General features: G+C 38.6%; 15 protein-coding genes. 4 read left to right on the forward strand and 11 right to left on the reverse strand.

Going from position 1 to position 19,113, the window contains the following annotated elements; genetic code table 11:
• Entirely contained in the window at positions 1–1,200 is a 1,200-nt protein-coding gene (locus IAG46_RS02345; RefSeq protein WP_190808712.1) for a serine hydrolase, read from the reverse strand.
• A gap of 55 nt (positions 1,201–1,255) precedes the next feature.
• Positions 1,256–2,209 carry a DUF5050 domain-containing protein gene (locus tag IAG46_RS02350; RefSeq protein WP_190808713.1) on the reverse strand — a complete coding sequence of 318 codons (954 nt, stop codon included), beginning with the start codon at positions 2,207–2,209 and terminating at the stop codon, positions 1,256–1,258.
• Positions 2,210–2,373: 164 nt separating this feature from the next.
• On the opposite strand from IAG46_RS02350, the gene IAG46_RS02355 reads away from it, so the two are divergent.
• Positions 2,374–4,065 carry a histidine kinase gene (locus IAG46_RS02355; RefSeq protein WP_190808714.1) on the forward strand — a complete coding sequence of 564 codons (1,692 nt, stop codon included), beginning with the start codon at positions 2,374–2,376 and terminating at the stop codon, positions 4,063–4,065.
• A gap of 4 nt (positions 4,066–4,069) precedes the next feature.
• Positions 4,070–4,768 carry a LytTR family DNA-binding domain-containing protein gene (locus tag IAG46_RS02360; RefSeq protein ID WP_190808715.1) on the forward strand — a complete coding sequence of 233 codons (699 nt, stop codon included), beginning with the start codon at positions 4,070–4,072 and terminating at the stop codon, positions 4,766–4,768.
• A gap of 299 nt (positions 4,769–5,067) precedes the next feature.
• On the opposite strand, the gene IAG46_RS02365 is transcribed toward IAG46_RS02360, so the two are convergent.
• Positions 5,068–6,516, reverse strand: a complete 1,449-nt coding sequence (locus tag IAG46_RS02365) for a hypothetical protein (RefSeq protein ID WP_190808716.1) — start codon at positions 6,514–6,516, stop codon at positions 5,068–5,070.
• Between the two features lie 261 nt (positions 6,517–6,777).
• Entirely contained in the window at positions 6,778–7,683 is a 906-nt protein-coding gene (locus tag IAG46_RS02370; protein WP_190808717.1) for a phospholipase A, read from the reverse strand.
• 453 nt (positions 7,684–8,136) lie between these two features.
• Here IAG46_RS02370 and IAG46_RS02375 point away from each other — a divergent pair, with 453 nt between their 5' ends.
• Positions 8,137–8,841 carry a PDZ domain-containing protein gene (locus IAG46_RS02375; protein ID WP_190808718.1) on the forward strand — a complete coding sequence of 235 codons (705 nt, stop codon included), beginning with the start codon at positions 8,137–8,139 and terminating at the stop codon, positions 8,839–8,841.
• Positions 8,842–9,037: 196 nt separating this feature from the next.
• Positions 9,038–9,784, forward strand: a complete 747-nt coding sequence (locus IAG46_RS02380; protein ID WP_190808719.1) for a slipin family protein — start codon at positions 9,038–9,040, stop codon at positions 9,782–9,784.
• A 63-nt stretch (positions 9,785–9,847) separates the two neighbouring features.
• On the opposite strand, the gene IAG46_RS02385 is transcribed toward IAG46_RS02380, so the two are convergent.
• The 7 genes from IAG46_RS02385 to IAG46_RS02415 form a co-directional block, all read right to left on the reverse strand.
• On the reverse strand, positions 9,848–12,055 hold the full coding sequence (locus IAG46_RS02385; protein WP_223826553.1) for a carbohydrate binding family 9 domain-containing protein: 2,208 nt from the start codon (positions 12,053–12,055) through the stop codon (positions 9,848–9,850).
• 206 nt (positions 12,056–12,261) lie between these two features.
• Complete coding sequence (locus tag IAG46_RS02390; RefSeq protein ID WP_190808720.1) at positions 12,262–12,627, reverse strand: DUF2200 domain-containing protein; 366 nt, start codon at positions 12,625–12,627, stop codon at positions 12,262–12,264.
• An 84-nt stretch (positions 12,628–12,711) separates the two neighbouring features.
• Entirely contained in the window at positions 12,712–13,131 is a 420-nt protein-coding gene (locus IAG46_RS02395; RefSeq protein WP_190808721.1) for a hypothetical protein, read from the reverse strand.
• 43 nt (positions 13,132–13,174) lie between these two features.
• Positions 13,175–15,082: a serine hydrolase gene (locus IAG46_RS02400; protein WP_190808722.1), complete on the reverse strand. Its 1,908-nt coding sequence runs from the start codon at positions 15,080–15,082 to the stop codon at positions 13,175–13,177.
• A 193-nt stretch (positions 15,083–15,275) separates the two neighbouring features.
• The gene (locus tag IAG46_RS02405) at positions 15,276–16,172 is read right to left on the reverse strand and encodes a leucine-rich repeat domain-containing protein (protein ID WP_190808723.1); all 897 of its coding nucleotides are present in this window, start codon (positions 16,170–16,172) and stop codon (positions 15,276–15,278) included.
• Between the two features lie 396 nt (positions 16,173–16,568).
• On the reverse strand, positions 16,569–18,041 hold the full coding sequence (locus IAG46_RS02410) for an aryl-sulfate sulfotransferase (protein ID WP_190808724.1): 1,473 nt from the start codon (positions 18,039–18,041) through the stop codon (positions 16,569–16,571).
• A 106-nt stretch (positions 18,042–18,147) separates the two neighbouring features.
• A complete protein-coding gene (locus tag IAG46_RS02415; RefSeq protein WP_190808725.1) occupies positions 18,148–19,092 on the reverse strand; it encodes a hypothetical protein in 945 nt (314 codons plus the stop codon).
• Positions 19,093–19,113: the final 21 nt, after the last annotated feature.

The raw sequence follows: 19,113 nt of genomic DNA on the forward strand, positions 1-19,113 counted from the left end.
TTATTTCTTGATAAATGCAGGCAAGATCTCCTCTGCCGTCATTCTCAGAGTACTGGGATAGCGATTATTATGACCAGTAGTCACAATTACAAGATCAAGGTCTTCAATTAAAATGATAAACTGTCCACCACCACCTTGAGCATTAGCGGTGAAGTAACTTTTATTATCAACTTTCAGATCTGCATTCCAACACAAATAACCATATCCTTCATTAGAGACACCTATAGAACCACCAAAGTAAATAGCATTATCGCCGGTATCAACAACCTTACTGGTAGCTTTGGTGATAAACGCCTCAGGAATCAGCTGTTCACCTTTCCATTTACCTTTATTTAAGGCCATTATTCCAATTTTGGTCATGTCCCGTGATGTTATACTTATCCTCCAGCCAGATTGAGGTAGTCCACTTGGAGCAGCTGGCCAATCATAATTAGTGATCCCCATTTTGTCTAGGAATTCATTTTTTATAAAATCCTTAGCTGTCCCTGGTACGACAGCATCAATTACTTGCATCACTAATGCAGGTCCGGCACTATAACGAAACACCTTTGACTCTGGAGTTATAGGGTCACTATATTCAAACAGTGCTTGAACTTCTCCCTGCCCTTCTAACTTTTCTGGGTTTTTTTGCATTTTTTCTCGATTTTCATCACTAACATGAATGCCTGTCGTCATGGTTAATGCCTGATGCAATGTTGTTTTCTCTACGTCTTCAATAAATTTTGATGGATCCAGATCTTTCAAGAAACTGACCAAGGGCTTGTCTAGATCAGCCATAGTTAGATAACCGAGCTGGATTGCACGACCAAGCAACAAACCTGTGTAAGTTTTCGTCGCTGAAGCTTGCGGATGTGCTAAATTGATGCGGCCACGTGTATAATAAGATTCAAACAGGAGCTTCCCTTTATGAGCTATAAGAAAGCTATCGTAATTACCATATTGATTGACAGCAATACCTCGAGCCAGCCTAAGAATCATCTCTTTATCACCACCATCAACGCCTAACTCTCCCAAGGGAATACCATCTTTTCTATCTTTTGGAGTTGTATCTATAAAAGCTTCTTTGAGCATTGGAATATCCCAGAATGAGGCCTTGGCTTCTTCAGCTGTAGCCTCCGGTGCGCGATGACCATTTTGTTGTGCAAAGACAGTGTTATATGACAGAAAGATTACGAGCATTAGAAATTGGGTAGTTCTCATTTTCTATTTTATTTAATGGTTAGTACGTTTGAAATTTCCAGGCGTTCAGATAACTTCATTTTGTGAGGTGTCCATTAGCTATTTTCAACCATGCAGCCTGTCCCCCATTGGAGATTATTTTTTTCACTGAACTACCATCGGTATTCATCATATGAACATCTCTGTTTTCCCCCATTCTTGTGTGAAAAATTAGTTGAGAGCCATCAGGAGACCAAGAAGGCATAGAATCACGAAAATCATTATATGTTAATCGTTTTTGATTGGAGCCATCTATATCCATCACATAAATTTCAAAATTTCCATCTCTATCAGACATAAAAGCAATTTGCTTTCCATCAGGAGATACATCTGGATGCCATTCTTTAGCCCCTTTATTATTTGTCAACCGAATGATATTTTCCCCATCAACATCTGCAATACTTATTGCACTACTCTTATCTTCAAATTCTTGAGAAAAGACAATTCTACCATCTGGGGTAAAAAAAGGATTACTCCCTTTTAGTGACTTTATTTGAGTCTGCTCGCTACCGTCTGAATTCATAATCCAAATTTCGTATTGCCAAATTCCTTTAGAACCTTTATATTCTCTTGCAAAAACAATTTTTGTTCCATCAGGAGACCAATCAGGTGCATTATCCCATTTGTTTTTTACATGCGTTAATCGTTTTCTATTCGTACCATCACTATTCATCGTATGAATAGACCATGTCTTCTTTTTATCATATTTTGCATAAAAAGCAATCCGTTTTCCATTAGGAGACCAAGCTACATAACCACCATTTTCATTTGTGCTTTTAATAATTGGTCTGCCTTCAGTAGATCCTTGATAAATTTCTACAATGCCCGATGATAATGCTGTATAGGCAATTGTAAGTGAAGTTGGTTTAGACTTTTCACTATTCTGACAATACAAATTGACAGATAGTAAAGTCAAAAAAATGGACAAGATTTTTACTCGGTCGAGATTTTTAGTTCCCATTGAATTCTTTTTTTTAGTATGTTTTGGCATACACAGATTTATAACAGGCGTTTTTGATGCCTTTGTATCTCACAAAAGATGTATTTTTCTGTCATGTTTTCAATCTAAATTTTGTCAACTGCTCCATACCCTAATGAACTACTCTAAAAAGCCAATTTATAATGGTTAGTTTGCATGAGTAAAACCAGATCAAAATGAAGTTGAGGTCTTCATCTTATTTTCTTTTAGTGTGCTTTATACTATTTGCGAGTTCTTGCTCCCAAAGTGCAAATCCTGTTTTCAAAAGATATCGAACCGTATTTAAAATAGGGGATCAACAAGAATGGGCATCCAAAAACCTGAATGGTCAGCAATGGAAAACACACTTGACGTTGGTACCTGATGGTCAGGTTTTCTGGTCAAGGACACCCATCGATATCCTAAAAGCTCCAGAAGCCTTACAGCCTTATGGCCTTCGATTGGAAGCCTATGGCGAGTATGAAGTATTTTGGGACGGGGTTTTGATTGGTAAGAACGGAAACCCGGGACAGGAAGCAGATTTACCTCCTGAAGGTGAATTGTGGATTACCTTTAGCATTCCTACCCATTTGACCAATGAAGGTGAACATGTAATGGCCTTGCGGTTGAGTAATTATTATTATCCAGACCATATTGGTAATTATGGGTTGCGGATAGATGATTACCATGACCTTTTAACCGACCGACTCATCCAAAACTCCTATATGCACGTTTTTGCGGGAGCTTTTCTTATCGCATCTATCTATTTTCTTTTTCTATTCTTAGGAAATAAAAAGGAATACCTCACACTTATTTTCAGCATTAGTTGTTTGTTCTTTTTTTGCTTAACAATGACCCACTTTGTGAGGACAACCATACCAATTCATTACAGCTTTCATGTTGTACGGTTAGAAGTTATTACTAGCCTAATGTTCGGTATCTCATTTTTGATTCCACTCTATTTCTCCATGCAGTTTCCCTTTCCCAAACGGAAAATCTTCTTAGGCATTTACACTGCTGTTCTTTTGTTTATATTTTCTATTGAACACCATTTATTTGATTATACAATTTTAAATATGGCTGTTAGCTTGTTGGTGTTTTCCATAGGCATAGTCGCTTATGGCGTATACAAGAGAGCAAAAGGCGCTCTTTTAGTACTACTTACACTGCTCCTTTGCATATTCATTCGTTATACTGTTTCATTAAATGTTAGTCTATTCACGGGTTTTAGCCTAATTCTGCTTAACATGCTGTACTTACTTTCCTTGCGGATTAAAGAACAACGATTGGCTTATGAAAATTCTTTGGTCCAATCCACGCGCCTACGTTTGGAATTGCTGAAAAAAAACATTCAACCCCATTTTCTAATGAACACTTTAACTTCATTGATAGATTGGATAGAAGAGTCTCCTAAAAAAGGTGTTTTGTTCATAGAAGCCCTAGCCAAAGAATTTGACCTTTTGAATCAGATAGAAAATAAAACATTGATTCCGATAACTCAGGAAATTGCCCTTTGCCGCACACATTTGGAGATAATGGAGTACCGCAAAGAAGTGAACTATTTCTGGGAAGAAGAGGGCATCGATATCAACGAAAAAATACCTCCCGGAATTCTACATACCTTGTTGGAAAACGGAATTACGCACAGCCTGCCCCTAAAAGATAACAGTATCACATTTAAGTTGATTTTTGAAGTAAACAATCAGTTCAAGTCCTATACATTTTTAACGTTTGCTGGAGCAGTACGATCAGAACCAAGAAATAAAGCGGATGGTACTGGATTTAAATATATTAAGGCGCGGTTGACAGAAAGTTATCAGACAAAATGGGATTTTACCTCAGAACCTACCAGTCACGGTTGGAAAAACACCATAAAACTATATTCTTAAGGAGATGAACATTTTAATTGTTGAGGATGAATTAAGGATTGCCAAAAGAATAGAACGCATGACCCGTGATATTTTTGGAAATGCCTTACAATCGCTAAAGCATATAAATTCACTCCATGAAGCATTACAGTTCATTGATAACAACACATTGGACCTGGTGCTATTGGACTTAAATCTTAACGGGGAAAATGGATTTCATCTTTTGACAAAGGCAGTATCTGAATCATTTCATACAATTGTCATTTCCGCTTATAAAGATCAGGCTATTACTGCTTTTGAACATGGAGTTTTAGATTTTGTACCCAAACCTTTTAACCAAACTAGGTTAGTGCAAGCCTTTAATAGGGCAAATGCAAAGGAAAAAGTAGAAAACAGCAAAATCAAGTTTTTGGCTGTAAAGAAAAAGGGCAGGATGCAACTAGTACCTATTGAAGATGTCATTTATATAAAAGGAGCTGGAGCCTATACCGAACTCTTCTTAACGAATGGAAGAAAAGAATTACATGATAAATCCCTCGAAAAACTGGAGCAGCTCTTGTCCTATTCTTTTGAACGCATACATAAATCATATTTGGCAAAGATGTCCGAGGTAAATCAAATTATCGTAGAATCCGGAAGTAAGTACATGGCCGAATTAAAAAATGGAACGCGTATCCCAATTGGAAGAACAAAATACAAAGACCTAAAGGTGAAATGGCTTTAATTTAAGGAATAGAAGAAAATTAGTAATTATATCCTTTTCATAAACTTTTGACTCCCCTACTATCCTCTTCCTATTTTCGAGCTTCGAAGGATTCACCTGTGGTTTAGTAAAAAAGCATCATATCTCGCTCCATTTCTCTTGTATAAACCTCGTGAATCTTGAATGAATTTGGCTTTATCAGGGCCACGACTCCAACCCACAACAAAAAACACCTGCCACAATGATGGGCAGGTGTTCGATTGTGTTACAAAACTAATTATATAAAGTTAACATTTGCTTATTGGTACTTGTAAGCATTTTTATTGAACACTAGCCGTGGCTTCCGCCTTTTGTTTCATAGCTGCTTCCCACATGGGTATGGCCTTAAAGGAAGTGACCATGTCATAATCCAGACCTATTTGACCAGGCCCGCCGTCCATTGGCGTTTTTCCGTCATTGCTCTGAAACCATTTCATCCAATCCTGGGATCCCGGGTCGTATACTTCAAGGGCATCCCCTATCTGTTTTGGTGGAAATGGGGCCGGCATCAAGAAAGATTTACTTTTATATTGCGCGCTACTATGGCACCCAAGGCATCCCACTGTTGCCAATGCATCATATTTTACCTTGCTTGTGGTGATGGCTGGAGCAACTACAGCGCCATCATTTGGCCCGGACAAACGTCCGTCCCAACCCAACGTGCTTCTTGCATAATCCGGAGTGTTCATATTGATCCAATTTTGGGACAAGCTTGGATTGACCGTAACTGGAGGGATCAAAGCTGATTGATTTAGGTTGATTACATCAGGATTATCTCCCCAAGTGGCTCCAAGTGGCACCATTTTATCCCAGGCATCATTTCCCGGAGCATTTTTGTCATAGACCAGGGTACTGAACACCCAACCTGTTTGCGGTGCGGCCTGGCTATCTTTAACAATAATATCGAACTGCATTAGATACAGGTCCATCATCTTGGGTTCCCCTCCGGTAGGCTGTCCGGTTGCTGGATCAACATCTGTGTAAACGGTCCAAGTGGCGGCACTCTCCATTGGTGACCATTCTTCGCCAGATGCGGTAACAAATGCAAATTTTACAATAACACTGCCCTCAATATATTGGGCTGCATCTACATCCGATAGATTCGGGTTTTCTGCACCATACAGATCGGCACCCCAAATCCTGTTAAGTGTCACGGCCGAAGTGGCATCATATAAAGTATACACAAATGTGGTAAGGTTGATGTCTTGTTCCGCCAGTGTACCTGCATTAAATTCCGAACCTACATACATTCCATGAATCGGTTCTCGTTGTGTTCCCAGCCATATAGATTGCCACCAAGGCATTGTTTTATCGTTCCAGTTGTTATAGTCAAATATGAGCTTGTGCATATCGGCCGAAACATATTCCTTTAGAGCATTTACATAGGCCAAAGAATTGTTTTGGGTTATGAGTCCGTCGTTGGTCACTTTTTTCCATGGAAAATCAGCTGGCGGAGGTGCTTCTACAGGATAATCATGCTTAAGATCAAAAGAAGGCCCGGTATAACCTTCAGGCAGGGTGAGATATGAATTAAGAAAAGGGTCTATCTCATTTACATAGGTATGTTGGTTTATGCCCCTTTTGCCAACCAAGGCAATAGTTTTTAGTTCTTGTTTTTCTTCTTGGACTTTGTCCACTTGTTTGTCTGCCTTGGGTTTACAGGTAATGACCAAGCATGATAGCACTGCTAAACATATAGATTTTGACCCTGCACTGATTTTAGCTTTCATAATTTTTGTTTTTAGAGTTAGTTATGCGCCGAAATTGGGTGATGGCTACATTTCGGCATTCGGTTGTTGTAATTGCAATCGGGGAAATAAAAATCTCGAGGGGTAATCAATATACTGATTATCAGCGTAAAAGAATTGCACGGAAACCTTAGAAATTCAAGGGTTTTTACCCAATTTCCAATGACATTTTTGGTTTGTCCATTATAAAGGTTTCCCTTGCCGAAGGCGCCCCGGACCATTTAATTTTAGCTCTTTTGTGAACTAACGCCATCTTACCAAAGAGAATCCAATACCAAAAGTGGTCTGTTTGTGGTTGTAATCAATAAGGCTCTCACCATAGCCATGAAATACCTGCGCATGTAGGTGCAGATAATCCAGAATTTGAATTGCGTAATCCAAACGGAGGCTGCCCCTGTTTTCGTTACCCCCATTAAGGGAATGTCGTAGAGCAAGGCTTATATTGTGCCTGTTCTTGGAAAAGGCGCTAAGTAATTCGGCGCGGCCTACGTAATTTTCAATGTTTGGATTGTTGTCATCTATAGTATCTTCCTGAAGGCGTATCCAAGGGTTGAGGACTATGCTCCAATTTTCGGATTCCCAACCCGCTTGGAACATTACACGGTTCCAACTCCTTGAAAACGGATTGGACCTCCCATTGCTTTGATGATTGAATCCGATAGCCATATAAACCCCGTCAAGTCCTAAAAATTTATATTCCATAGGTAGTACCATGAGTACTTCGGGCTCATAATTTGTCTCTCTGAAAGGTCTAGAAATAAGTGCATTATAAAATTGCCATTTAGATAACTGGGTATAGGCCACCCAGAGGTCCACCTTTTGTTTCTTGTTTTTGAACAAACGCACCATCCTTGTCTTAAAACTTAATTGAAAGGTAAGCTCTGCCTTAATATATTCAGTAGGCGTAGCGATCACGTTCAATGGGTTATCGCTCTGTGGTAAGTTGTTTATGTTGTCGGTATGGTTAACCCCCAAAACATACACAGGTTTGTACGGAAGTACCCTAAAGGTCTTGGCACTGTCATTTTTAATCAACCAACGTTCACTCAGGCTTGAGCCATCTAGCACCATTAATTGCTTTTGCTGCTGACCATAAACATGACCACACAATAGCATACCCAGTAAAACAATTGAAAATTTGTATTTCATACGCTGATTTTTATTCTAAATGATTTGATCTATGGTCACAATTTTGTTTTAATACCCTTAAACAGGTGTTTTTGGGGACTATAGAAGTTTGCAATTTGTATACATCGATATATGTCAAATTTCTACTATTTATTGGGGAAACAAAGCAAAGAGAAAACCTTGCGTTTTAAATTTAAGGAATAGTACCATAACCTCGTTGCTTAAAAGCCCCAAACTTCGGTGTTATACCCATTTCAAAGGGTTTTGGGAAGTAAGTTTTGCGTCTCTCGGGCCAACCCTTCACCTAACATTTCAGTTTTATTCCATCCAAACAAAGAAAACCAATGCGAGAACATTATAATACAATTTTTAATTAACCTGGAATAGATTTACGCTATAAAGTCTTAATACTCAGTGTATGTAATTTAATTTTTAACGACTAAGCAAATTATAACCAATACAAAAAATCTATCCATGCTTAAAAAAAAACATTTTGTTCTGTTGTTCATACTCTTTCTGGGTTTTTCCGCAGAAGTTATAGCGCAAAAAGCGAAGTATTTTAACTATAGCGAAATTAGGGATCCCAAAGCAGATGATAATCTTATCCCTCTTGAAAAAGGGAACAATCCACAAGTTATTACTTGGCAAACAGTTGAGCAGTATACACAGATTATTGAAGACCTAAAACAAAAAGGCTATACAATAGTAGGTATGTACTTAGGCCATCCTTCATTCAAGACCTCTTTGAATAAAAAGAGAGCTATTGCTGCAGCAAAAAAAGCGAAAGCAACTATAATAGTTTCAAATGGCTTTATCTCAAGCACATGTTACGCAATGCAGAAAGTGAAACCAAAACCTATTGTTAATGTTGCGCCTGCGGCTACAGGACAAGTTTCTGGTAAGATAAAACTTGGTGTGTCATTACGTGATCTTACACTTGAAGAACGTACTGATATAGAGCGTAATAAAGGTGCATTTGTTGTTGATGTCATAGAAGACACTCCTGCATTTGAATCAAACATCATTCCCGGAGATGTCTTAATAAAAATTCATGGACTTCAAGTGAAAGATGCTAATCAGGCAATACTATTAATTAATGCAATAGATACCAATGAAGATTTAAAAGTAACCGTTTTCCGAAAAGGTGGACTTAGAGAGCTAGTGGTGAAATTTAATTAATGTTATTTTCCAAAGACCTCGATGGTTATAGCCCCTATTGATGCCATGATCAAGAAAAATGGTGCGCTGGAGGATTCTGTAAGTGACAATTAACAACTGATTTTCAATAAGATGATATTAATCATTTGATATTTATCATTTGAATCGGAAATTATGTCAATCCTGTTCAACATGGTGTCACTAAAATTTAACTGTCATGAATCCATTTTTCTTTCTCTACATTCTCCTTGCTTTATTTTTACTTGCTGGAATACGCATTGTTTTTGAATACAAAAGAGCTTTAAAATTTCGATTTGGAAAATACGTTAAAACCCTGCAACCAGGCTTCCGTTGGATCATACCACTTGTAGAAACCATTCAAGTAGTGGATATTCGAGTGATTACCATTAACATTGTCTCCCAAGAAGTGATGACAGAAGACAATGTACCCTGTAGTATTGATGGGGTGGTCTTTTTTAAGATCAATGATCCCGAAAAAGCTGTTTTGGAAGTAGAAGAATACCATTTTGCCATCACTCAGCTGGCGCAAGCAGCACTCCGCGATGTTTGCGGAAAAGTGGAACTGGATACCATTCTCTCTAAACGTGAGGAAATGGGCAAGAACATCAAGAATATTGTTGAGACGGAAACCCATCACTGGGGTATAGAAATCATTGATGTAAAAATCAAAGACATCCAATTGCCGGAAAACATGAAACGGATGATGGCCAACCAAGCTGAGGCGGAACGTTCCAGAAGGGCCCGTATTATACTTGCAGAGGCGGAGGACCAGGCTGCTGGAAAGCTTTTGGCAGCTGGTCTACAGATAGATAAATCGCCCTCTGCCATCAAATTAAGGCTCTATCAGACCTTGTCAAACATTGCCTCTGAAAAAAACTCCACCATTCTATTCCCGTTTCCTGAGGAGGTATTACCCAAAAAGTCTAAAGAAACCGATAGTTAACTTGGGCCTGTCCTTTTCTAAGCGTAAAATTCAATTGCATAATACGGGATGAATAAAAACTCCCTACCAATTAAACCAATGTGTAAATTTTAAGGTAAGCGACCAACTTTTTCCAATATTGGGGTCCAATAATTGCGTATTTGTATAAACTATGAAGAGGTCGGAGGCTGGTTTATACCGCCACTGAAAACGGGAGTTGAGATTAAAGTTTCTTGACTGCTCATTGTATTGAAACAAAGTTGCGAAAAACAGTTTGTTGGTAAAGGTGACATCCACTTCAGAACCGATTAACCAAAATTCAGTGTTGTTCCAAGGTGCCGGTAAACTAATATGGTTATAGCTAAGATTTGCATTTAGGCTTACATAGGGCTGAAAGCGATATCCCAGTTCTCCATTAAGATTAATGCGTTTACCATTAAGGTAATAACCACCAAAACGCCCTCCTGCCGTATAGGTGAACATACTTTGCGGTTTGGAGCGGTAATCAAAACGTACAGCGTTCCAACGGTGTTTGGTTCCTATGTTCAAAGAATCCTTGCCGGATTGTGTAGGGTCAAAGGGAGCTAGTAATTCAACATATTCATTGACCAATCCAACCTCAAAACTACTCCGATTTCGGAAACTTAATAGGTATTCCAATTCGTTAAAATTGTCCGTTCGCTCTAATCTTTTATTCAAAAAATAGCTCGTGTTCAATTTTGGTCCGTGACTCAACACCCTACTTTCTGTACTTTTTGGAAAAAAAGTATGCCCTAAAAAGGAATTTATATTTACATAATCCTTCCGAGGTACAAAACCCACTTCTGCCGTGTAATCTTCTCCAACCGATTGCTCTTGAATTCCCCAATTCCATTTACGGCTTTTGTACTCCAAATGTGCGGCTTGGGTTAGCCCGTTTCCATCTATTCGGCTTGGAGAAAAGGATTTAAGAACAAAGGCCTTACCTGTCCATAAGTTATTTGAAGATGCCAAATTGTACTCCAACCCTAGATTGCGATTGAATTTGGGAAATTGGGTGCGCAACGAATCTGCATCCTGTGGATAACGAAGCGATTCCTTGTCCACAAACATCAACCCAATACTGGACCGGCTAAATACCTTTCGTTGTAATGACAATACTGCAAAATTCTGATTGGGACGCCCAACATCGTCAATGCTGGATGTTTGCATATCCATTACACCCAAACGCCATTTCTCATTTAAATTACCACTTAGCCTAGCTCCTGCCCGTATGGGCACCCCCAATCCGATACGTCTGGAAAAAAAAGGACGGATTGTAGGATATCCAAAATTTGCGAACAAGTCTCCATTTTCTAAGAAAAACTGTCGCTTTTCTGGAAAAAACAGTTCAAATCGGTCTAAATTGGTTACTTGACGGTCTACTTCCACCTGCGAAAAATCAGGGTTTACCGTCAAATCTAGATTTAGGGAAGAACTAATACTGATCTTTACATCGCCCCCTACCCTTTTTTGAAAAGTATTTTCTTCATCAAAATCTTGAGTAACACCTCCCAGTACATATGGAATTACGGAAATATTGGTTTTTGGTGCTGGTGGGGGTGCATCCCAAACCAACACTCCGGTATAGGCCAAGGATGCCGTGGGAAATTGCCTTGGTATTGGTGTCCAACTTGATTTTTCACTCGATTTTAGGTCTAGCCTACTAAAATTAATGCCCCATTCGGTAACTCCACCCTCATATCGAATCGATTTAAAAGGGATGGCCATTTCTATTACCCATTTGTCTGGGTCTTGTTTTACTTTGGAAACCCATTTGGTATCCCAATTCAAATCCACACTTCCTCCTCCAAACATGGTACCGTCCCACTGTGCCCCTGCAGCATTGGAACCAAAAGAAAAACCTGTAGTCTGATTATTGAAGGGGTCGATAAAGAGTAAAAAGTTGTCATTCTTTCCAAAGGAAAAATCCCGTCGTAGTGATTCCACATAATATTTAGCGGGAACGCTGTTAAAAAAGGTTGCAGCCAAATAAATGTTTTTGTCATCATAGGCCATCCGTATTTCGGAAGTTTCTCTTGCCCTTCCCGAATCCATCGGCAAAACCATGAAGAAATCATCTGCTACATCGGTCTCCTGCCAGGCCTTTTCATCCATTACCCCATCAATACTAATGGGATGTACTGTTTTACGAATATGATATCGGAAATCTGCGTTTTTTTTCTGGGCATTCCCAAGAAAGACCCCAAGCCCCATGACAAGAAGTAGGATGCCAACATCCCGTGAATGGTAAAAAGTGCTATTGAATCCCATGGCTAACAGGTGATGAAAATAGGGCTTTCACATATAATCCAACCTCTTTTTATCCAAACGACGTTGTTCTACTTATGAAGAACAGTAGTTTACAACTATTAACCAGTAAAGAATCAAAAGTTTAACTTTTCAAGAAACTTAGACAAATAAGGTTTGCTCTGGGTAGGCGGAGAAACATTCCAAAGAACATTATGGTGCATTGAAATTTATATTTTCCGTAAAATTTTATCCATCTTTCTGCCTTTGGCCAATTCATCAACCAATTTATCCAAGTATCTCACTTGTTTCGTAATCGGGGTTTCAATTTCTTCAATCCGGTAGCCACAAATCACTCCTTTAATCAAGCTGACGTTTGAATTCAGTTCTGCATTTTCGAAAAAGGCCTTAAAAGTTACTTTATCAGCTATCAATTTTTGAATCTGCTTATCATCATAACCAGTGAGCCAAGTAATAATTTGATGCAGTTCCTCTTTAGATTTGCCCTTTTTTTCAACTTTGGAGAGATAATGTGGGTATACTGACCCAAATATCATTCTGGCAATTCTGTCGTCATGTTCAGGAGTTGTTGCCATTTAAAATTAATTTAAACTAAATATTGATTTCTAAGGTATCCCCGATGTTGATTTAATTAGTAAATGAACTCATTTCGGATAAAACTATAATCGGTCAGTTTGCTTTACAAAATATTCAACTTTTGTGCGAGTAGGTCTATCGGAATTATCTTTAAAACTTGTTGTAGTAGTTATTTTGAGTTTTCCCGCGATTAGTTCAAACACCATATCCCTCTCAGCAAATTCATGATCCCAAATAAAATTAAATTTTTCAATGTCATTTTTTTCCTGATCTGACGCTTTTTCGCCCCAATCACAATCTTGTGGAGAGCATGAAGCCCATACATGTACAATGAAGTGCCCGTTTTTGTACTGAATATTACATTTTGTTATGCCTCTAGTTTGATTGTCTTCACTTATCCATATACCAATCAGCGGAAATTTATCGTTTTCAACCGTGGCAACATGGTTTTCCGAATTCCAAACGGTTGTCAGTATTAAGAGAATATAGATAAACATTTTCATAAGCATGAAATTAATCTGTATCTAATATACTCAAATTCCCAATCTAGTTCTCTTCTTTTTTCCCCTCAACAAATATTTGCCAAGCATCCATGGTAAGTTCACTCCCTGTATCCGAATTGGTATATATTATGTAGCCCATTTTCAATTTGTCATAAACTTCGAACTGACATTTGAAATCCCCGTTGTTTCCGCCATGGTAAAAAGTATCACCAAAATCTGTTTTGCGAATGAAAATACCGAGTCCCGCACCTTCAGCCTTATCCGGGTAATTCCAAAATTCTGGATTCGATTCGGTATGAATCTTTAAAAATTCGGAATATGTTTGCGGTTTCAATCCTTTTCTTTCCAAAATGGTAAGGGCATATTGGGCAAAGGCTTTAGCTTCTGTATGCATGCTAAAGGCCATGCCCGCTTCTTGGGGAATGCCCCAATTGGTAGGGTGATTACCCACATGTCCATCAGATACAACCTCTCGCAAGGCTTCACTATCACTAAATTCCATATGGTAGAGGCCATTGGGGGCGATTAGCTCCTCATTTAAAATTTGCTCTATTGGTTTGCCGGTAATTTCTACCACAACACGTTTAAGGTATTCAAAGCCTTCCCCGGAATATCCATATTTTTCTCCCGGCTCATTAATCATTTCAATGCCCCAATTTGGTAGTCCGGTCCGATGAATCAATACATGTCTTGCTGTTATTTTTTTGTACTCTGGATATTTCGCAAGCTGTTCAAATGGTAGGTATTCATACAACGGTTTGTCAAGGTCGATTATATTACGGTCAGCCAATCTCAGAACTACAAAGGCAAAAACAGGTTTGGTGATCGAGGCGGCCTCGAACAGTGTTTTTTCATCGACCGGTTCCTTAGTCACGGAGTTCTTTACCCCATATGTTTTGTGATAGACCACTTTGCCTTCTTTAATCAGGGCCAAGGACACACCTGGAATGTTATAATGCGCCTGATACGCCATAATTATTTCGTCCACATGTTCTTTAGACTCATTATTGAAGTCATGTAACAATCCTTTTGCTGGAATTATTTCGGGTTCAGGAAGCATTTTAACCTCAAGGGTAGGAATAGGATCGTGGCCATCTTTTCCCAATGCAAAAGTTATCAGCTCCGTTGGAGCTAGTTTATGGAATCGGTAATCGAGTTCCACAATTTTCGTTGGAACTTCAATTTGGTAATTACCTAAGGGTAAGGGAAGGGAGAAATTTCCTGTGGAATCGACAATAGTCTGAACCCACATTTTCTCATTTTCCGTATTGCTCACTCTAACACTTATGGGTATTGGTTTTGCTTGAAGGTTAGAGGTGTTCACCTTACCTTTAACCCTTCCAATTTCAGTATTATCCGCTATAAAAATCACATTGCCCAATCTATCTGGATTCGTTAATTTTTGTGTACCCTTTCCCCATGAGAGCCAGGTAAAAGTGTCATCATCATCTTTGTCAATCGCTACCAAATCAACTCCTAAGGACATGCCTTCTTCAATTGGCTTGTCTAGCTTTACCTTCCACTCCACAGTTTTACCATTTTCCGTTACATTTTTTGCCATCTCAACCTTATCCCACGCCGTCCTTGCTCCATAAGCATTACGATCATTGCCATATTCGCTGTATTGGGTAATTGGTGAACCCGATTTTAAACTTTTTTCATTGATGTATAATTCTAGACCATCTTGATTGTCCCAAAAAGACACATCAGGTGATTCAATAACCAGGGATTCATCAGAGATTTCCATTGCTATGTAAATTTCGCTTTGCCCTACATTATAACCAATGCGAAAATTGCCTTGAAAATCTTCATTGCTTTTCGGGATTTCACCAAGCTCGGCATTTTGGATTTTGTATAGGGTCATGTCCTTTGGCCAATCCGACAGGTCACCATCCAAGTTTATGGCATCGATGGGTATGGCATAAGCAATCGCATCATCCGTTGTGACCATGCTATTCTCTTTCGGGTTTTGACATGATAATATCAAAAAAACAAAGAGGGGAAAAGGGTGAAAAATTAAACGGGTTTGTGAATGGCGCAAGAAATTTTTCATGACGTGGTCTTTAGTTGTTTAACTAATGAGTCATTAAAAATCAAACTGTTACAGTTAAATATTAACCCTTATTAGGATGTTTTATTAACCATCAATTACAATTTACGCTGGTTTGCTGGTAATCGGATAGCTTAAGTGTAGGGATTTCTTGCCCATTTTGAATTTGAATACATTCCAAATCTTGATTTCTGTTTGCACTTAAATAATTCAGTTTATCAAAATTGCTAACATCCAAGTTGTTCAATAGGTTGCTAAAACAAGATAAGTAAGTAAGATGCTCTTTGGGTCCGAAATCGATTTGGGTCAATTTGTTGTCCCCGACATTTATAGTCTCTAATAAAGTATTATGGGTTAGGTCTAAATGGGTTATTTTGTTGATCAAGATATATAGGCTCTCTAGATTGGTCGCTATGCTAGGGTCAAACGACTCTAATAAATTATTACTCATCAGAATGTTTTCCAAACTTGGATTTTCAATGGTATAATTTTCAAAATAGTTAAAGGATAGATTCAACCATTTCAGATTTGTTGCCGCAGATAAACCTGTTATTGAAGTTAGATCGTTCACTTTTAAATCTAGCATCACCAATTGAGTATTATTGCTTAAATCAATTGTAGAAAGATCGTTTCCGGATAAATTAAGGGTGTCAAGGTGTATATTTCTACTTAGATCTATCGTTGACAACCTGTTTCCTATTGCAAACAACCTTTTTAAATTTGTAAAGCCTTCAATACCTGTTAAATCCGTAATTTCCTCGGAAACGGTTTCACTGGACAAATCCAAATATTCTACATTGACAGCATCTGATTTCAGTACTTTTTTATTTGTTTTCCCATCGGTATCAATGCCAAGACTGATCAAACGTTTCTCAAATTGGGCATCTGGAACATAAATTTCTATGGCAGAATCTAAATTGTCATCATCATTTGAACAGGATCCAAGAAGTGCTATTAGGGTTAGGGTAAAGCAAGTTGTTTTAAGATTCATGAGGTATTGTACGTTATTTTGGTGTTATAAAATTCAAGAATCATTTCTGGCAATAACCATGCCTAAAACAACGTATACTTGCTGGGCTAAAAATGAGGTTTTTAGCATTTGACAAAGTGGTTCGCTACTGCCCTTTTGGCAGAAAAGTGTATCCCTCTTACTTCATATTTATAAACAGGTTTCTATAAATAACAAGGGGCATCATATAGATGTCCCCTTTTTTATTTACAATAACTTAAATTAAGTTATGTATTTCGGAATGTAAGTTACAGATGTTCAATACAATCTCACCTATTGGAACTTCCAGCTCGTAAATAGCCTTTTACGAAAACATTTATCTCTATTTGGCGACAAGAAAAAGAACGAAAATTGGCTTATACGAATCAACTTACTTCATTATTGGCAATTTCCAATATTAAAATTCAGCTCAATGGGATTTCCTGGTATCAATGGTCTCCCAGCGAAAGCTGGATAGTCTGGACTGTACCTTAGGGCCCTAAAAATATTACTTACAGGCTCTTCCCCTTGGTTAACAATTGTTCCATCAGATTTTTCAGGATTAATATACTCCCAGACAATTTCTCCGTTAGGATCAATTTCAAAAAACTTCCCCTTAGTACCCTCGCATACAAGAGTGTTGCCATTCTTCAACCGCTGTGCGCTGGATACTATTCTTGAATAAAACAATGTTGGGTCGTCAGGATTGGCATAGGTCCAATCTGTTGAAGTCGGACCATAAGCAATACCCGTATTGTAAGTATAATTATTAGAACCATCCAAAGGTGTGGTAATTATTTCAACGGTGGAAAAATTGGTGTCTCTTCCCAAACCGTTGTTAAAAATCAACAGTTTTTCTTCATCGGGAAAACCTTTGGGAATCCAATGCGGAAAATGTTGACCATACAAGATTTGGTCAGTTTCAGTTCCATGATCATAGGCAATAGGATTTCCCCAACGATATAGTATATCGCCTCCTTTGCCATATGTACCCCCGAAACCTTTGGCAGCCTCTTCTGTTGTGGTTGTATGGTCGATGACATAGATTTCACTCAGTTTTTGTGAACTCAGAATAATCTGATTGAAATCTTGATTGTACTGCAACGAATTGAAGTGTAACCAGTCTTTTACCCCAGTTGAATTGGTTGTCCCCGTGAAATTAATATCGATAAGTTGAGGGTTATCAAATATATTGCCGAAGTTGTCTTTAGTATCATCAAAATCTTGTACCAAATGATCCCATGCATTCCATTCCCAGACAATGTTCCCTCCATTATTACCGATAGGCTTAATTTCTAGAATTTGTTCGTTGAAAAGTTCATCGTCCACTAGATTATTGGGATCCCTGCCGGCCTGGATAGCTTCGTCGCTTGTCTTGCGAGTTGCAACCAAAGTAAGAATGTTTCCATTTGGCAGTTGGTAAAGACCATGATGTTGACTTAACATAGGTGTCGAAAGAGTGTAGTCCCATAGTAAATTTCCATCCCAATCAAACCTTTCGATGATGCCTCCTAAGCCCCCATATGGGAGGTTAGGGTTTTCTATTTTTCCTGCTCTTAGAAGTGAGCCATCTTCTAAAAGATAGAATCCTCCTCCTCTTTCGTATTCACTTACCCAATGTTTGATTACTCTTCCACAGTGATCAATTAGGTATGTGTCTTTATGGATTGTAAAAAGAGTATAGCCATCAAACACTCCACTTTCTTTTTTTAAAACACCAACTGTATTGGAAGAGGGAATCACAATTTTAAGGTCTGGGAGCGGCCGTGAACCAAGGTCATCGTTCATAGCAGATGGATTATTGTCGCTAGAACATGAAAACACCAACAGATATATTATATGCCAAAAAATAGGGATGAATAACTTTTTCATTATTAGGAGGTTTTCTAAATATTGGTTAACCAGATGTAACAATAAACAGCCTCTGGAAAATTCCCAGAGGCTGTTGTCCTTTAATTAAGGGTAATGGATATAATAGTTATTGAGTGAAAAGGTCGGGCCAATCGGCACCACCTTCCCTAGATATAATAACATCACCACTATCACCATAATCATTGGACCAATTTATGGATAGCTCAGATCCAGTTACATCGGTGATTACCCAAATATAAGTAAGTCCATACTGGTCAAGTCCGCCGCTCGTAATAAGCCCACATGCATCCACAAAGGTTGCAGCAACACTTGTGGCGGGGCCGTCACTCCAGCAAGAACTCGGATATTGTCCAAACCCAAGATCAGAAACCAAATATGTTCCTCCACCTTGATCTGTAAAAGTCACTGTTCCTTCAACATCGCCTACCGGGCATGGATTACCATTGGCAGCTTGTAAGTTACTAGACACATATGGATGGTCTCCAGCCAAATCACTGGGACAAACCAGTGAAGCCCTGTATGAATATGGTGAAGAAAAGAATGAACCACCTGACACCCTGCCAGTTGCATCAATATCAGTAAATGAATTTCCATCCGATAGGTTAAGCAGCAACCGGAAGGCAATTTGGTCACCTCCTTCATATTCGCTTTCTAACAAACCTAGAGCTCCAGTTACTTCAGCCAATGTAACCTTAATACTCACTCTTGGAAGTCCATTGGGACCGGATGAAAATGCTGAGGCAGCCACCGATTTTAACAGGGTCTCTGTTTTGGTCGTGGTCCCATTGTCTGGAGTATTGTCCACAAAACCAGCATAAACCTCAACATTAGACAATAGGTCTCCATCCTCATGATCCTGTTCCTCGATTGTAACTTCCCAGAAAGCCTCTGTATCCAATATATTAAAGCTAGAGCTTTCTGTGGATACAGTTCTTAGGACAGCGCCCCTTCGAACAGTATTTTGTATTTCGACGGTCACCTTGTCATCCTCGCTACATGAAGTTACGAGGCCCACAAATGCCAACACTATATATAATCTTAAATTTTTCATGTATTCAAATTTTATTTTCAT

Origin of the sequence: Flagellimonas sp. S3867, from assembly GCF_014698935.1 — a bacterium.
Lineage (GTDB): Bacteria > Bacteroidota > Bacteroidia > Flavobacteriales > Flavobacteriaceae > Flagellimonas.

What these genes read in the sequence shown, in the direction of transcription:
- IAG46_RS02395 (WP_190808721.1), bottom strand. Translation starts at nt 13,131, where the DNA reads ATGAAAATGTTTATCTATATTCTCTTAATACTGACAACCGTTTGGAAT.
- IAG46_RS02370 (WP_190808717.1), bottom strand. Translation starts at nt 7,683, where the DNA reads ATGAAATACAAATTTTCAATTGTTTTACTGGGTATGCTATTGTGTGGT.
- IAG46_RS02360 (WP_190808715.1), top strand. Translation starts at nt 4,070, where the DNA reads ATGAACATTTTAATTGTTGAGGATGAATTAAGGATTGCCAAAAGAATA.
- IAG46_RS02375 (WP_190808718.1), top strand. Translation starts at nt 8,137, where the DNA reads ATGCTTAAAAAAAAACATTTTGTTCTGTTGTTCATACTCTTTCTGGGT.
- IAG46_RS02410 (WP_190808724.1), bottom strand. Translation starts at nt 18,041, where the DNA reads ATGAAAAAGTTATTCATCCCTATTTTTTGGCATATAATATATCTGTTG.
- IAG46_RS02385 (WP_223826553.1), bottom strand. Translation starts at nt 12,055, where the DNA reads ATGGGATTCAATAGCACTTTTTACCATTCACGGGATGTTGGCATCCTA.
- IAG46_RS02390 (WP_190808720.1), bottom strand. Translation starts at nt 12,627, where the DNA reads ATGGCAACAACTCCTGAACATGACGACAGAATTGCCAGAATGATATTT.
- IAG46_RS02400 (WP_190808722.1), bottom strand. Translation starts at nt 15,082, where the DNA reads ATGGTCACAACGGATGATGCGATTGCTTATGCCATACCCATCGATGCC.
- IAG46_RS02350 (WP_190808713.1), bottom strand. Translation starts at nt 2,209, where the DNA reads ATGCCAAAACATACTAAAAAAAAGAATTCAATGGGAACTAAAAATCTC.
- IAG46_RS02355 (WP_190808714.1), top strand. Translation starts at nt 2,374, where the DNA reads ATGAAGTTGAGGTCTTCATCTTATTTTCTTTTAGTGTGCTTTATACTA.
- IAG46_RS02345 (WP_190808712.1), bottom strand. Translation starts at nt 1,200, where the DNA reads ATGAGAACTACCCAATTTCTAATGCTCGTAATCTTTCTGTCATATAAC.
- IAG46_RS02415 (WP_190808725.1), bottom strand. Translation starts at nt 19,092, where the DNA reads ATGAAAAATTTAAGATTATATATAGTGTTGGCATTTGTGGGCCTCGTA.
- IAG46_RS02380 (WP_190808719.1), top strand. Translation starts at nt 9,038, where the DNA reads ATGAATCCATTTTTCTTTCTCTACATTCTCCTTGCTTTATTTTTACTT.
- IAG46_RS02365 (WP_190808716.1), bottom strand. Translation starts at nt 6,516, where the DNA reads ATGAAAGCTAAAATCAGTGCAGGGTCAAAATCTATATGTTTAGCAGTG.
- IAG46_RS02405 (WP_190808723.1), bottom strand. Translation starts at nt 16,172, where the DNA reads ATGAATCTTAAAACAACTTGCTTTACCCTAACCCTAATAGCACTTCTT.